Origin of the sequence: Limnothrix sp. FACHB-1083 (assembly GCF_014696485.1) — a bacterium.
Taxonomy (GTDB): Bacteria; Cyanobacteriota; Cyanobacteriia; order CACIAM-69d; family CACIAM-69d; genus CACIAM-69d.
Genome location: NZ_JACJQD010000021.1, coordinates 22,223 through 36,379 on the forward strand (window position 1 = coordinate 22,223; position 14,157 = coordinate 36,379).

The window sequence follows — 14,157 nt, forward strand, 5'->3', positions numbered from 1 at the left end:
CGATCGCAACAATCCAGCCCAGACCACCCCATGTAAGTTGTTCAGGCTATTCCAGGGCGATCGCCCGTTGATAGGCTTGCACTTGCAGATCGATCCCCGTGATGGCAGTTCCCACAACCACGGCAAAGGCTCCCCGATCGATCGCAGCCCGGGCCATGGCCGGCGAGGCAATGCCCCCTTCACAAATGCAAGGCACTGTCAAGCGCGTGACCATTTGCGTTAACAGATCCCATCCCGGCGGGGTCTGGTCTTGGGTCGCTTCCGTGTAGCCATACAGCGTTGTGCCCACCAAGTCAGCTCCCGCTTGGGCGGCGACTTCGGCCGCTTCCCAGGTGTCAACGTCGGCCATTACTGGTTTCCCCAATTCCTGATGGATGCGATCGATCAGTTGGGCGGCGGTGTCCCCTTCGGGACGCGATCGCAGGGTGGCATCAATGGCGATGATGTCGGCTCCGGCGGCGGCGATCGCGGCGGCATCGGCAAAGCGTGGCGTGATGTAAACCGAGGAGCCGGGTAACACCTGCTTCCAAAGGCCAATAATTGGTACATCGGCCCCCAAGCGCGATCGGGTTGCCATCACATGCTCGGGACTGTCTAAACGGATACCCACCGCCCCCCGCAACACAGCCGCTTGGGCCATGGTGGCAATGATCTGAGGATCCCGCAGGGGGGAATCGATCGGGGCCTGGCAAGACACGACCAAACCACCACGCAATTGTGTTATCACCGGCTCAACCCCTAACATGAACATTATCAATCGTTGAAACAGTTGAAACAATAGACGAACTAGCCGACTGAACCGGCCGGCCGCCTCGAACCGAAATCTTCGGTTGCTGGGCGCACCAGCCCCAAGGCAACCTAACCCAAGCTAGGGGTGATGGCTGTGAAATTCCGTTGCACGAACAAGCGCCCCTCCGAGATCCCACGTAAAATGCCCACGTAGAATGAAGCTAATTTTCTGTTTGGATTGCCCCCAAGGGCCACAGAATACCTTAGCCAGCCTACGGGGGTTGGCCACGCTCCCCCCTGCTCCAAGCTGCCCTCAACGCGCTTTTGGGATGGAAACAATCCTGTGAATTCCCCCGATGCCACCACTGCTCTCCAGCCTGCTGCCCTGGAATCCTACACCTTGGCCCTAGGGCTTTGTCGATCGGGGCAATGGACAGAGGCGATCGAGCTGTTTGGCCAGGCGATTAGCCTCGCTCCCAATTGCAGTGCCCTGTGGAATGACTGCGGCAATGCCCTGGCTCGCACCGGCTGCCTTCAGGATGCCATCACCTATTACGATCGGGCGTTGGTACTGGAGCCGCAAAATCCCCACTATTGGTATAACCGGGGCACGGCCCTTGATGGCGCTGGGCAATTGGAGGGAGCCTTAGCCAGTTATCAAAAGGCGCTGAACTTTGCACCGCTCGATCATCGTCTTTGGAATAATTTGGGCGTAACCCACTTCCGGCTGGGCCATTGGGAAGCGGCCGCCCATAACTATAGTCGGTCGATCGAACTGAATCCCACCTGTCCCCGCGCCTGGCACAATCGCGGCGTGGTTTTACGCAAGCTCAATCGAGACAGCGAGGCGCTCACCTGCTATGAGCGATCGCTGGAATTGGAACCCGCCAGCGCCGCCACTTGGTATCAGCGCGGGATCGTCCTAGACAATCTCAAGCGCCACGATGAAGCCATTGCCAGCTATGACAAGGCCCTCGGCTTGCGGGATGGCGACCACAATATTTGGCATAATCGCGCGATTTCCCTGCGTTGGGCAGGTGATTTGGCAGGGGCCCTCGAAAGCTACCAAAAAGCCATTACCTTTGACGCGGCCGATGCGGATACCTGGTACTATCGCGGCCGCCTGATGCGGCAGTTGGGGCGCATTCGGGAGGCGATCGCCAGCTATGACCTCTCCTTGACCCTGAACCCTGAACAACCTAATGCTTGGTACGATCGGGGCAATGCCCTCTTCTCGATCGGGCAATTACAAGCGGCGATTAAAAGCTACGACGAAACGATCAAGCGCGATCCCACCAAGCCCACCCCTTGGTATAACCGCGGACTGGCACAGCTCCGGCTGCGGCAACCGGAAGCGGCCCTGATGAGCTACTTGAAGGCAGCCGAACGCGGCCTATCGTTACCGGAGTTGCAATTTTGCCAGGCCTGTTGCTACCTGCTGCAAACCCAGCGATCGGATTGCAGTGACTGGGAACGCCAAACGGCCCTCGATCGCGCCGCCAGTTGTTTGCAGGCGGCAATTGCGGCCAACCCCGATCGCTACGGTTCCTTCGCCACCGCCCACCAGCTATTTGAGCCGGTCAAGCCCGATGCCAATGGCCGAATTAAGCCCCTGAAAGGCTCATCGGTATCCTAGGGATTTAGGGATCTAGGTGGTCAATCCGATCGCCCGCTGCCAGTTGCACCACGATCGGCTGGCCACCTTCCGTATGGTGTCGATCGGCCCATTCCCGCAGCACCCGATCCAAATCCGCCATCGCTTCTCCCAGGCGATCGGGCGCAATATCCAACTCCTCGATCGCCCGCATGGCCTGTTGTTTCTCCGGATTCGCCGCCCATTCCCGCAGCAATCGGAAATAGGTCGCCGTATCCTCCACCGCCGTGTAGCTGCGGGCCTCGGAATCCTTCGGAGTCCAGTAGGAAGCTCGCACCAAGGCATAGAACGGCATTCCCCAAGGCGAGTCCAGCCGCGACACCGTTCCCGAGTGCAACAATCGCCGCTTGATATGTTCCGTCAGGGCTTCGCTCAGGGGCATTTGCTGTTCGATCGGGAATGGCTCCTGCGATCGGCGATGCAAAAACTCAATTAGCTCCATGAACTGGAACGAGTTCAAAACCTGAGCATCAGGCAACTGATCCGGCAGCTTCCGTTCCAAATAATGCTTTTCTTCACCGGTTAGACTCGTCCCCGGAATGCGGGGCTGACCTGGCTTCCAGGGAAACCGCTCCATCCAAACCGCCGGCAACTGAATCAGGTAGCGCGGCTCCTGGGATCCCAACATCCGCAGCAGCTTGCCTTCCGTCAAGGCCTCGCGCACCTCCTCCACAATCGCCTTCACCCGCTTTGGCTCAATGTGGTGCAAATAGCCCGTATGGCGTAGGTTTTGCCCCTGTTCCAAATAAGTCAGGTAAATGGCGCATTTTGCCGCCGTAGCCGCCGCATCCAAAAATGCCCCGTGGCGGTGGCCACCGGTTCGCATGGCACTAAAGGCCAAAAACAACAGGATGCGATCCATCGCTCCGGCGCTAATGCGCTCAATGAGATCGCGATCGCTCAGTTGCGACTCTTCCAGCACGCGGTGAGATCCTGAACCCAAAACAGCTAACCCTCAATATCAGACCAGCTTCAATAGAACTTTCACGGGAGCGCTTTCATGGGCAAGCGCGGAACAATAACCGAATGACCGATCGCGATCGCGCCAAAAACGCCACCCGATCGAGCAACTGACCTTCAAAGCAACCTGCGCAGACCCGCCGGCCCAAAAAACCGGGACAGTCAACCGCCAGCGCCGCCTGAACGCCCCCATTTCCCCTTCAGGAAGGAAATTTCTAATAATCGCCCCATTGTGCCATTGGTACTCTGAGACGGCCAAGGGCGATCGTCAGAGATTGGGGGGGAAATACCCGGATGGGTGATTCCCCTTGGGCTTCCAACTTAGCACCCCATCAGACGTTGACGAACCCCTTCCGCAATTCGTTGACCCAGATATTCTGGAATCAAGCTCTCATTGGGGCCCAGTAGATACAAAATCAGCCTTGTTCGTCCCCGCCACACCAGCAAATTGGCATTCACCACCAGCAAATCCTCTTGCCAGATGGCATACATCACCTTGTAGAACAACCCCGGCTGGTTATCCGCCTCAATCAACAGAGCGGGCAAATGGAACACCGGATCCACATAGAACTCCGTTTCCACCTGCTCCAACCCCGCATCCAGGTTGAACTCCACCGCCAGCATCTCTTCCACCTCGAAGTGGCCAGCCAGCGCTTCACGAATGGCGCGGCAAACATTTTCCGAAGTCTTCTCCGTCAGAGCCTTGCTGCCCCGAGACACCACCAACTTGATGAACACCAGCATCGGCGGGTGAATTTGCCCGTAAAGGCTCAAGCTGTGGATCGTCAGGCCATAGGCCGCCAGCACCCCAAAAATGTCACTGAGCAGAAAGGATTGGTTGCGATAGGCAAAATGCAGTGCGCTTTTGCCCCCTTCCGGCTTCAGTTCAATGACCGCTTGGCGAGTTTTGTAGAGTTGATAGGCCAAGCGCAGATTTTGCAGTTGAATTTCACTGCTGACAAACTGCTCATAAAATTGCGGAAAGGCCCGGTTGAAGCGCTTGAGCAAGTCGAGCGTTGAGGGCTTGAGACCCGAACTCATACCGGATGAAACCGCACCTGCCACCGTGTTTTACCGCTGATAGCGCTTTGAATCCATCTTGACATTCCGTCACTATTTCACTAACAATTGCCGCAATTTGCTAACAAATGCCGCAATCGGGAAACATCCTGTTGGGTGGCGGTGAAGTTGGCTTCATCCGCTCTACAGGCTGACACAACCCAACTGGCCGCCTTTCGCGTCATAACCATGGTGGGCGATCGCGACGGGGAGCACCCTTCAGAGCCAGCCAGCTTTGCCAGCCAGCCTCAGAACAAGCAAGGGTGACGGCGTGATCGCCGGTTCCGCAACGCGATTTTAACGGGACTTTCTTTAGCGGGACTTTTTTAGATGGCCTGATGATCTCAATCGATGGCAGGCCAAGGGACTTGGCTTATGGTTCCCATTAAAACCTATATTGGCATAGAAATTGGCGGCTCGGTGGGCAACCCCGCCCCTTGAACCACAGAAGCGCCAAACCGGCACATGGCTGGGCTGGCTGGGCAGTGGCGAAACCGCTGAATCGATCGCTGAGGTTCATCAACGGCTCCTGAATTTGGGTCGGAATTCGGGGTTGCGGCGGCTTCTTTTCAGTCTTGGGTTGCCAGTTGCCGGGAATGATCCAAGTTTCGCGCAACCCATGGCACAATAGAGCGCAATCACAGCGTTTTCTAAACCAACCTCAACCAACCATGGCGTGGTAATCACCGCACGGTGCAGAGCGATCGCGCCCCTTGCCGGTTGAGTGATTAGCCCCATGGCTGCATCGTCGTTGTGGCGAATTGGTCTCGGGTACTGGCTGTCGCTGGCAAGTGTTAAGACAGATCGTGTAGGCTCACATGGGGTTTTGGAAGAGCTTATTTGGAACACAGGGCGATCGCCCGGCCGCAACGGTCGAGGCGGTTCCCGGCTATCAACCCCTGGAGCGAGATCCGCAAACGGGTGAGATTCGGGTTTTCTTTAGTACCGATCGCGATATTGATCTGTACGACCTTGAAGAGCTTTGCGATGCGGTGGGCTGGGCCCGTCGGCCCCTGCGCAAGGTGAAAAAAGCGATTCAACACAGCTTCTTGGTGCTGTCCATGTGGGAGCAGCGGGGCGCAAAGCGGCGACTGATTGGCTTTTCGCGGGCCACGTCGGATCATGCTTTCAACGCCACCGTGTGGGATGTGGTGGTGCATCCAGATTTTCAGGGCCGAGGGTTTGGCAAGGCGTTGATGCGCCAAACGATCGAGCAGTTACGCCGCGAAGACATCAGCAACATTACGCTCTTTGCCGATCCCCACGTGGTGGATTTCTACAAGGGTCTGGGGTTCATGCCCGATCCGGAAGGGATTAAAGGCATGTTTTGGTATCCAGATTAGGGCTGAGCGGGCGGTGGTTGGAGTCCCTGCGCCTGTTCAGCCTCAGCATTCACAGCGTCTGTGATATGATGGCCTTGTCTGTGGCTGTGGGCGGACTTCCTCCCGTGCAAGCCACCAGCGCTGGCCATCAACGTTGGCCGTCAACACCGGGATGTAGCGCAGCTTGGTAGCGCGCCTGCTTTGGGAGCAGGATGCCGCAGGTTCAAATCCTGTCATCCCGATTTAGCAATTTCAAAAACTCCGGAACCCAAGTCAGAACTTGGGCAGCCGTTGGCCATGGCAGTCTGCGGGTTCGATCAATTTTGATTTCGATCGAACCGGATCCACCACCATCTCCAGGCAAATCATCGGGGCAAGGGGTTTTAACCCCTTGTCTTTAGTCTGTTTAGGATTGCTTGATCAATTCCCTAAACCATTGATCCCATTGGTCGATGATGTTGATCAATGATGATTAACGATCGACTGATTGATTTTGGTGATCGACTCTGGTGATCGGCTCTGATTATTGATCAATCGTTTTGATGGACTCGATCGCCTGCCAAATCATCACGCCCGTGAAGGACAGCACAAACAGCAACTGAAACAGATAGAGGCCGGGATAGGTTTCCAAAGAAATCATGATCAGAGGTGGGGATCTTGTGTTGGGGGTTCGATCGGCTCGTTGATTTCAACAATACTCGATCAATTGAGACCCTGGGGAGCCACGCAGGCCAGGCCGCGCAATAGTAAACTAACCGGATAGGCCAGGGGGCCGAAATGGTTAGATCCACGGCGATCGCTCCTTCAGATGCTGTGGTTGGCCGCTGGTTTGCCTCTGGTCTCGATCGCGAGTTTTGCAACGTTGGCAACCATGATCATCGGCTCTGGATTGATGCTCATATTCGTCAGCTCGGTAGATTCGGTGTCGGTAGGTTGGTGATCGATCGGGTTGTGTCCCGATCGCCCTAGATCGATCACACTGGATCGATCGCCCATCGGAGCATCAGAGGATCATCGGAAGCGCATCTAATGGAGATCGCCGGTTCTGTGGTTGCCAATGGTTGCCAACGTTTGCCAATTCCCCATAACCACCCAACCCGCACTGCTACAAACCGATGGTTGCTACGCCCGCTGCTCGCCCCCAAACCAATCACGCTGATCAGACGGATTCCCAAACCTCCAGCCTGCAATATCTTCACCCCCAATCCGAAGGCGGCCCTGAGCCATCACCCAACCAACTGTTGATGCCCCTCACGGCTCGCGTGAACGATCACGACCATTTGGAAGTGGGCGGTTGCGATGTGGTGGAGCTGCTGGAACAGTTTGGCTCGCCTCTATACATCCTGGATGAGGAAGGACTGCGGGCGGCCTGTCGCCAATACCGAGACTCATTCAAGCAGTTTTATGCGGGAGAATCCCAGGTACTCTACGCCTCGAAGGCCTGGAGCTGTTTGGCGATTTGCGCGATCGCCCAGTCGGAAGGCTTGGGCGTGGATGTGGTATCGGCGGGCGAAATCCTCACGGCCCTACGAGCGGGCACGCCGGCCGGCAAGATTTATTTGCACGGCAACAACAAATCCCGGGCTGAACTGGAATTGGCCGTGCGATCGGGCTGCAACATCATCACCGACAACTGGCTTGACCTGCACACCTTGGCCAGCTTCTCCGCCTCGGAGCCAATTCGGGTGATGGTGCGGATCACGCCCGGCATTGAATGCCACACCCACGAATACATCCGCACGGGCCACATTGACAGCAAGTTTGGCTTTGATCCAACCCAAGTAGATGAAGTGCTGGAGTTTTTGGCCCAGCAACCCCACCTACACTGCATTGGGCTACATGCCCACATCGGCTCTCAAATCTTTGAGCTGCAACCCCACAGCGATTTGACCGATACCCTGGTGCAGTGGTTCGTTAAGGCCCAGCAGTTGGGGCTGCCGGTGGCGGAGTTGAATGTGGGCGGTGGTTTGGGCATTCGCTACACGGAATCCGATGACCCGCCGAGCATTGAGCAGTGGGTACAAACGATCGCCCAAGGGATCACGGCAGCCTGCGATCGGACGGGATTGCCCCTGCCCAAGTTGCTGTGCGAACCGGGTCGATCGCTGGTGGGGTCTTCCTGCCTCACGGCCTATCGGGTTGGCAGCCAAAAAACGGTTCCCAGCATCCGCACCTACGTTTCCGTGGATGGCGGCATGTCCGATAATCCCCGACCGATCACGTACCAATCCTTGTATCGATCGGTGGTGGCGAACCGAATGAGCGCCCCTTGCACGGAAACGGTTACCGTAGCCGGTAAGCACTGTGAATCGGGCGATGTGCTGATTCGGGATGCTCAATTGCCGGCCCTGGAAACGGGGGATGTGTTGGTGGTGTTGGCCACGGGGGCCTATAACGCCAGCATGGCCTCGAACTATAACCGCGTGCCTCGGCCGGCGGCGGTTTTGGTGCGCAATGGTCAGGCCGATCTGATTCTGGAACGGGAAACGGATGAAGACTTGCTGCGGTTCGATCGCCTGCCCGATCGGCTGCAAGGGCTGAGCTAAACCTCCCGCCCCCCGTTTTGCCCCCAGGGTTCATCAACGGTTGTCCACTGGGGGCCTGCGCATTGGGGGCCTGCGCCATTTCGTAGACCGATTCTTGAGTTGTCCGAGACCCGCTGTTGCTGCTGCAAGCGATCGATATCGGCCTAGTTTTGCTCCTGACGTATGCCCTGTTGGCCGTCGTCGGCGAACGGCGAACCCTGTGGATGGTGCGCGGGTTCGTCGTACTGATGTTGGCGGCGGCGGTGGCCCAGCGTTGGGGGCTGTCGCTCTTGAGTTTTTTCCTGGGCAACTTGACGGTTGGGGCGGCCGTGGCCATGGCCGTTATGTTGCAGTCGGAGTTTCGGCGCTTGTTGGAAAAGTTGGGCCGGGGCCAAGTGGGGGAGTTGTTGTCCCGATCGCCCGACACGGCCCCAGGCACCGACAACACGATCGATGAACTGGTAGACGCGGTGCGGGAACTGTCCCAAAACCGCACAGGGGCCCTGTTGGTCTTGGAAACCAGCGGCACGATCGATGAGCGCGATTTTTCCGTGCCTGGGGTGCGTTTGGATGCGGAAGTCTCGAAAGAGCTGCTGCAAACCATTTTCCAAACCTCTACCCTGTTGCACGACGGAGCGGTTTTTATTCAGGGCGATCGGGTCACTTCAGCGGGAGCCATTTTGCCCCTGTCCGATCGCCAAGCCTCTCGCCAGCTTGGAACTCGCCACCGGGCCGCCATGGGCGTGACGGAACGGATGGCCAACTGTCTTTGCATCGTCGTTTCCGAAGAAACCGGGTCGATTTCCGTGGCGGAGCGCGGCCAACTGGAACGCCCGATCGCCAGCAGTCGCCTGCGGGAAATTTTGAAAACCAAGCTCGCCTCACCCAGCGATCGGGAACAGCGAGTCACGTCCCTGCGACAGTTGCGGCGACAGTTACTATTCTTCACCGGCCTGTGGCGCAAACGGCGATAGATGCCCGTGCCCGGTGCAAGTTCTGCCCCTCACCCAACCATTCCGGCCCTTAATTCAAACGGCCCAACCAACCCCTAGATTCGCCGGCCAACGCCCCTACCCCGTGGGGCCGCCCGGGGAGAGCGTCGAGTTGCGATCGTTCGGGTATGCTCATGGGAAGCAAGCCAGCAATTTTTGTTGACACGCGCTAATCTGAACGAGACTTCCTGCACAACTGCTCTCAAATTCACTTCCCATTGCGTTCTCCATTCGCAAAGGTGGTGAAGACTTTATCTTGCGTCGATTCATATGACCGCAAAACAACTCCTATCGCGTGAATTGCCCGCCGATCTCGATCGAGCGCTGTTGCCTCGCCATGTTGCTGTGATTATGGATGGCAACGGCCGCTGGGCAAAGCAGCGCGGCCTCCCACGCATCATGGGCCATCGCCGGGGAGTTGATACCCTTAAAGACTTAATTCGCTGCTGCAAAGATTGGGGCATTCAAGCCCTCACGGTCTACGCTTTTTCGACAGAAAATTGGGGTCGCCCCGCCGAAGAAGTAGACTTTTTGATGATGCTTTTTGAGAAAGTTCTGCGGCGAGAACTTCAAGAATTAATTGAAGAGTTGGTGCGCATTCGATTTGTGGGCAATATCCATGCGCTCCCTGATTCTTTGCAGGCAGAAATTGCCCATGCTTCAGACCTTACGCGCCACAACAATGCTCTGAATTTCACCGTAGCCACCAACTACGGCGGACGACAAGAAATTTTGCAAGCTTGCCGGGCGATTGCCACTCAGGTCAAAAGCGGTGACCTGGCGATCGAGGCCATTGATGAACAGCTCTTTGAGCAACACCTGTACACGCGCGAACTCACCGATCCCGACTTGATCATTCGCACCAGCGGCGAAATGCGAGTCAGCAATTTTTTATTGTGGCAAATTGCCTACGCAGAGCTTTACGTCACCGAAACCCTGTGGCCAGAGTTCGATCGCGCCGCTTTCCATCAAGCCCTCATGAGCTATCAAAAGCGCGATCGACGCTACGGCAAAGTACGCACCAAATAAAGTTCAGGCTCAAAGTTCGCACCCCAATAATGACGGGTTGAACCTCAAGTTCACTAGCGATTTTCAAGAATTTCACTCAAGGCTTTCGCACAAAACTTCGGATCAAGATTCCAGTGCAGGACTCTGCTTCAAGGCCCCGAGAAGATTGCATCTTCAATATCCCGCCGACTCAAGGAATATTTAAATGATCGCTGGGTAGACTCTCCAGATCCATCCGCATCCAAGTAGTAAACCGTCAGGCGATCTTCTTCTAGATATAACGTTGCCTGCCAAGCATCCTTTTGGATATGCCAACAATGCAATGCTTCGCGATCTTGGGTGCAACCTTGGGATAGCAGCCACGTCTCAATTTGTGGCAAAGGATGGTTATAAAGAGGCGAGTCTTCTGAGGGCAGGGTCATAACAACAGCAGAGATCGGGGACTGAAAATCAAGCGATTGTTAATCGCAATAATCGGTAGCAGTGATTGAATATTCTGATTTTGGGAGATTCAATCAAAATTGAGGGCCGCCCTGCATTGTAAAGGAATTCGGTGGAAGCGGCTAGCCAACAATACCGGCTTGCATTATCAACACCCATCGTTTTTAGGGTTATGTTGATCAAGTTGCCGATCGACTTGATCAACATAATCAATCACTATCACGAATCATGATTTAGGGCATATGACCCAACAGGAAATAGGTATCCATATCGCCTTTCCCTTTGATGTGAACTAAGCCACGATGCTCAAATTGGTAAGAATTTTTGAGCAGGGCATAGGTGGCGGCTGAGGTTTGAATTCTCCCTGGAATGCCATGCGATTCCATCCGCGAGGCGGTGTTGACCGTATCCCCCCAAAGGTCATAAATAAATTTCTTCAGGCCAATCACGCCTGCCACCACGGAGCCACTATGAATCCCGATGCGAATTTGAAAATCACGTTTTTGCCTGTCGTTAAACCGACCCATGACTAACTGCATGTCTAGGGCCATATTCGCGATCGCCTGGGCGTGGTCGGCGCGCGGGGTGGGCAAACCCGCCACCACCATATAGGAATCGCCAATCGTTTTAATTTTCTCTAGGCCATGGATTTCTGTGAGCTGATCAAATTCCGAGAAAATTTCATTCAATAATTCCACCAGCTCGATCGCGCTCAAATTTGAAGCGATTTCCGTAAAACCGACAATATCCGCAAACAAGACGGTGACGGCGGCAAACTGTTCTGCGATCGTTCTGGCATTGCGCTTCAGACAATGGGCGATCGTTTCCGGCAGAATATTTAACAGCAAGCGCTCAGATTTTTCTTGCTCTAGCAACAGGGCTTCTTCGGCCTTGCGACGTTCCACATATTGCCCCAATTGGCTGCCCAAACTTTCGCCCAAATTCAACAGATCAGGACTCACGAGTTGAGAGGCTTGCTTGAAAAACAGCAAAATTCCCAACACTTGATCGCCGGTTTTAATCGGAAATCCAAACCCCGTTTTGAAGTTTAGATTCTGAATTTCCAAAGTTCCCGCCGGAACCGCTTGATCCGGAAGATCTTGTTGCCATTTAGCCTTCGTTTCTTGCCAAACCTGCGAGAGGAAACTGTGATCTTCATTCAAGCGCAGGCAACGCACTGGCTTCCAATCGTGGCTAATTTCCAGCATGGGAGAAAGCCAGTGATCAATGCAATGGGCAGATGGATTTCCGCTGCCAACGTCTGTGCGATCGATTAACCAAAATTCTCCCAATTGCCAATCAAATTCTTGGCACAAAGCTCGAACCACTGCCGACAGAGCTTGGGTGGCAATATTCGACTCAGAAATAATTCGCGTAATTAAATGTTGAACCGATTGATATCGTTGGCGGCGTTTTTCTTCCGTAACATCGCGCCCCACATACAGAAAATCTTGAACCGTTTCTGCACGCCCCAACTGTCCCGTTAGGGTGTTGGTGAGGCGCGATCGGGAAAAGGCAATTACCAAAATTGCGCCGGTCTTAGTTTGGCAAACCGCTTCCCCTTCCTCCGCCGCCAACAGGTGTCCTGGCTCTGGAGCTGATGGGGCATCTCGGCGCGCCAAAATTGCCGACATGGGCTGACCAATTAACTCCTCAGCTTCGTAACCCAACAGATGACGAGTGGCCGGGTTCACCATCCGAATTAAACCTGCTTCTGAAACCAAAAGCAGCATTTCACTCATAGCTGAAATAATTTGATCAATCTGTTGCTTGGTTTCCTCTAAATTCCGGATCAACAGATGTTTTTCATTAGTCGCTTGAACCAAGACTTGTTCCAAGCTCATGCGATCGGTTACATCTTCTAGGAAAAAAATTAAATAGTGTTCAGCAGTGGGGCTGGGGTGCGCCGTAATATGAATATCAAAATAGATTGGGGAGCCATGGGCGGTGACACGGCCAATGCCCTTGATGTTGAATTCTAGGCGATCGCCCGCTGCCACCTCCACCAAAATTTCATCAATTCCAAAGAGTTCTGGGAACAGTTCATAAATCTCCAGCCCCAGCAATTGCGCAGCCAGTTGATCAGGACTGAGACCCGGGGCGGTGGGTGCCAACTGGCCTGTGGAGTGATCCACAGCCCCATCCGTTGGGGCCTCGATCGGGGCGATCGCTCCCGCCTCCGCAGACTCCACCAACATCTCCAGCAATCCTGAGTCGATCAAAGGAGCCACATTGCCCTGAACCGAAACCACCTGGAAGGCTTCGTTCACAACAATCAATTGGATATGCTGAGGCAAGGATAATTTCATTCTGCTCAAGAGGCCGCAGCAACAGCAAAGTTGACTTTAAATTACCCACTGTGGATGCCAACTATTGCATCCATGAAGACCTTGAAGACTATAGCTCTCCTTCGGTTACCCATTGAGCATCGATTGCGATAGCTCTAGGAACATCTTGTCAACATTATCGCCCGTTTTGGCGGAAGTGGCATAGGTCGCCACCACCTGAGACTCATGGGCAAAGCTATGCAACCCCATAACCTTAGTCAGCATTGTTGGTTCAATGAGATCTGCCTTATTAAAGGCAATCACGACGGATCCCTTAGGATTAACTTGCTGAAACATTTGTAGGTGGCGGTCGAGGTTTTCTACCGTTTCCATGCGGCTACTGTCAGAAACAATAATGATTCCACTCGCACCACGGAGATAGGACACATCGATCGGCTTGTAATCTGTGCGTCCTTCAATATCCCAGACCATTAATTGAAACTTGTCGCCTTCTGGCAGCTTAAGGCTAGTAGCATCAATTAGTTTTTTGGAGATCTTAACGCCAACTGTTGACAAATATTGATCACTAAATTGACGATCAACAAACCTACGAATTAGACTGGTTTTGCCAACACTAAAATCGCCAACCAGACAAATTTTTTTAGAAATAGTTGCCATTTTGCCCCCAACACAAGTCTCAGCGAAGTCAAATTATACCTTGAAGGATTCCAGGAAGGATTCCAGGCATCTTTTAGTTTTTAGCCTATAGTTTTTGGCTTGTCGGGGCCAGTGCTCAGGCTTTGTCTGGCACTGTTGACGATCGGGTGGGGGCCTGCAAACGGTTGAAGTTCCGATGCCTCAGAGGTTGGGGAGATGGCTGGCGATCGATCAACTATGCGTCGATCATCTCTGCATCGTTGATCACAGGTTGGGGGATTTGCGGCAGCCATCATCAAACTTTCGCCATTTCAGCAGTGAACAATAATTTTATTATTTTCAGAATAAGGTTTTCTTAAAAGCACTTAATCTCTTCACAAGTAGTTACGATCATCCAACAGCAGCTTTCTATCTCTGGTAGTGAATCAGATTAATGTGGGATAGGTAGCAATGTCATGCCAAGTCCATGCCCTAGTCGCTAATCCCGCTCGTTCAGCAGCCGTGGTTTTGAAACGACTATGCTGCCAAATCCAGTTGAAATAA

General features: G+C 54.2%; 13 protein-coding genes, 1 tRNA gene and 1 pseudogene. 8 read left to right on the forward strand and 7 right to left on the reverse strand.

All coding sequences use genetic code 11. From position 1 onward, the window contains the following. Positions 1–46: 46 nt before the first annotated feature. The gene (locus H6F46_RS18315; RefSeq protein WP_190356160.1) at positions 47–745 is read right to left on the reverse strand and encodes an N-acetylmannosamine-6-phosphate 2-epimerase; all 699 of its coding nucleotides are present in this window, start codon (positions 743–745) and stop codon (positions 47–49) included. Between the two features lie 327 nt (positions 746–1,072). On the opposite strand from H6F46_RS18315, the gene H6F46_RS18320 reads away from it, so the two are divergent. Beyond that, the gene (locus tag H6F46_RS18320) at positions 1,073–2,365 is read left to right on the forward strand and encodes a tetratricopeptide repeat protein (RefSeq protein WP_143472900.1); all 1,293 of its coding nucleotides are present in this window, start codon (positions 1,073–1,075) and stop codon (positions 2,363–2,365) included. 4 nt (positions 2,366–2,369) lie between these two features. On the opposite strand, the gene hetR is transcribed toward H6F46_RS18320, so the two are convergent. Together hetR and H6F46_RS18330 are read right to left on the reverse strand one after the other, a co-directional pair. Next, positions 2,370–3,326, reverse strand: coding sequence for a heterocyst differentiation master regulator HetR (gene hetR / locus H6F46_RS18325; RefSeq protein ID WP_255407481.1), 957 nt, complete (start codon positions 3,324–3,326; stop codon positions 2,370–2,372). 338 nt (positions 3,327–3,664) lie between these two features. Then, positions 3,665–4,384: a hypothetical protein gene (locus tag H6F46_RS18330; protein ID WP_099531879.1), complete on the reverse strand. Its 720-nt coding sequence runs from the start codon at positions 4,382–4,384 to the stop codon at positions 3,665–3,667. Between the two features lie 87 nt (positions 4,385–4,471). Here H6F46_RS18330 and H6F46_RS18335 point away from each other — a divergent pair, with 87 nt between their 5' ends. The 7 genes from H6F46_RS18335 to H6F46_RS18365 all read left to right on the forward strand — a co-directional run bounded on the left by H6F46_RS18335 (position 4,472) and on the right by H6F46_RS18365 (position 10,270). After that, the gene (locus H6F46_RS18335) at positions 4,472–4,669 is read left to right on the forward strand and encodes a hypothetical protein (RefSeq protein WP_190356161.1); all 198 of its coding nucleotides are present in this window, start codon (positions 4,472–4,474) and stop codon (positions 4,667–4,669) included. A 551-nt stretch (positions 4,670–5,220) separates the two neighbouring features. After that, on the forward strand, positions 5,221–5,745 hold the full coding sequence (locus H6F46_RS18340) for a GNAT family N-acetyltransferase (RefSeq protein WP_099531882.1): 525 nt from the start codon (positions 5,221–5,223) through the stop codon (positions 5,743–5,745). Positions 5,746–5,892: 147 nt separating this feature from the next. Then, positions 5,893–5,966: transfer RNA gene (locus tag H6F46_RS18345), tRNA-Pro, on the forward strand. A gap of 535 nt (positions 5,967–6,501) precedes the next feature. Then, the gene (locus H6F46_RS18350) at positions 6,502–6,693 is read left to right on the forward strand and encodes a hypothetical protein (protein WP_190356162.1); all 192 of its coding nucleotides are present in this window, start codon (positions 6,502–6,504) and stop codon (positions 6,691–6,693) included. Between the two features lie 146 nt (positions 6,694–6,839). Then, entirely contained in the window at positions 6,840–8,270 is a 1,431-nt protein-coding gene (lysA, locus tag H6F46_RS18355; RefSeq protein WP_190356163.1) for a diaminopimelate decarboxylase, read from the forward strand. A gap of 113 nt (positions 8,271–8,383) precedes the next feature. Beyond that, entirely contained in the window at positions 8,384–9,223 is an 840-nt protein-coding gene (gene cdaA, locus H6F46_RS18360; protein WP_190356167.1) for a diadenylate cyclase CdaA, read from the forward strand. Between the two features lie 288 nt (positions 9,224–9,511). Next, positions 9,512–10,270: an isoprenyl transferase gene (locus H6F46_RS18365; protein WP_190356164.1), complete on the forward strand. Its 759-nt coding sequence runs from the start codon at positions 9,512–9,514 to the stop codon at positions 10,268–10,270. 128 nt (positions 10,271–10,398) lie between these two features. On the opposite strand, the gene H6F46_RS18370 is transcribed toward H6F46_RS18365, so the two are convergent. The 4 genes and pseudogenes from H6F46_RS18370 to H6F46_RS18385 form a co-directional block, all read right to left on the reverse strand. Further along, the gene (locus tag H6F46_RS18370; RefSeq protein ID WP_190356165.1) at positions 10,399–10,671 is read right to left on the reverse strand and encodes a DUF3143 domain-containing protein; all 273 of its coding nucleotides are present in this window, start codon (positions 10,669–10,671) and stop codon (positions 10,399–10,401) included. Positions 10,672–10,923: 252 nt separating this feature from the next. Continuing rightward, complete coding sequence (locus tag H6F46_RS18375) at positions 10,924–12,999, reverse strand: adenylate/guanylate cyclase domain-containing protein (RefSeq protein WP_190356166.1); 2,076 nt, start codon at positions 12,997–12,999, stop codon at positions 10,924–10,926. Between the two features lie 105 nt (positions 13,000–13,104). Then, a complete protein-coding gene (locus H6F46_RS18380) occupies positions 13,105–13,635 on the reverse strand; it encodes a Rab family GTPase (protein WP_099531890.1) in 531 nt (176 codons plus the stop codon). A gap of 404 nt (positions 13,636–14,039) precedes the next feature. Next, a pseudogene (locus H6F46_RS18385) lies at positions 14,040–14,157 on the reverse strand (IS1 family transposase); the annotation flags it as partial.

Bases quoted from the DNA above. Each gene is read 5' to 3' on its own strand.
- H6F46_RS18315 (WP_190356160.1), bottom strand. From the start codon at position 745: ATGTTAGGGGTTGAGCCGGTGATAACACAATTGCGTGGTGGTTTGGTC.
- H6F46_RS18330 (WP_099531879.1), bottom strand. From the start codon at position 4,384: ATGAGTTCGGGTCTCAAGCCCTCAACGCTCGACTTGCTCAAGCGCTTC.
- H6F46_RS18340 (WP_099531882.1), top strand. From the start codon at position 5,221: ATGGGGTTTTGGAAGAGCTTATTTGGAACACAGGGCGATCGCCCGGCC.
- H6F46_RS18350 (WP_190356162.1), top strand. From the start codon at position 6,502: ATGGTTAGATCCACGGCGATCGCTCCTTCAGATGCTGTGGTTGGCCGC.
- lysA (WP_190356163.1), top strand. From the start codon at position 6,840: ATGGTTGCTACGCCCGCTGCTCGCCCCCAAACCAATCACGCTGATCAG.
- H6F46_RS18365 (WP_190356164.1), top strand. From the start codon at position 9,512: ATGACCGCAAAACAACTCCTATCGCGTGAATTGCCCGCCGATCTCGAT.
- H6F46_RS18370 (WP_190356165.1), bottom strand. From the start codon at position 10,671: ATGACCCTGCCCTCAGAAGACTCGCCTCTTTATAACCATCCTTTGCCA.
- H6F46_RS18375 (WP_190356166.1), bottom strand. From the start codon at position 12,999: ATGAAATTATCCTTGCCTCAGCATATCCAATTGATTGTTGTGAACGAA.
- H6F46_RS18380 (WP_099531890.1), bottom strand. From the start codon at position 13,635: ATGGCAACTATTTCTAAAAAAATTTGTCTGGTTGGCGATTTTAGTGTT.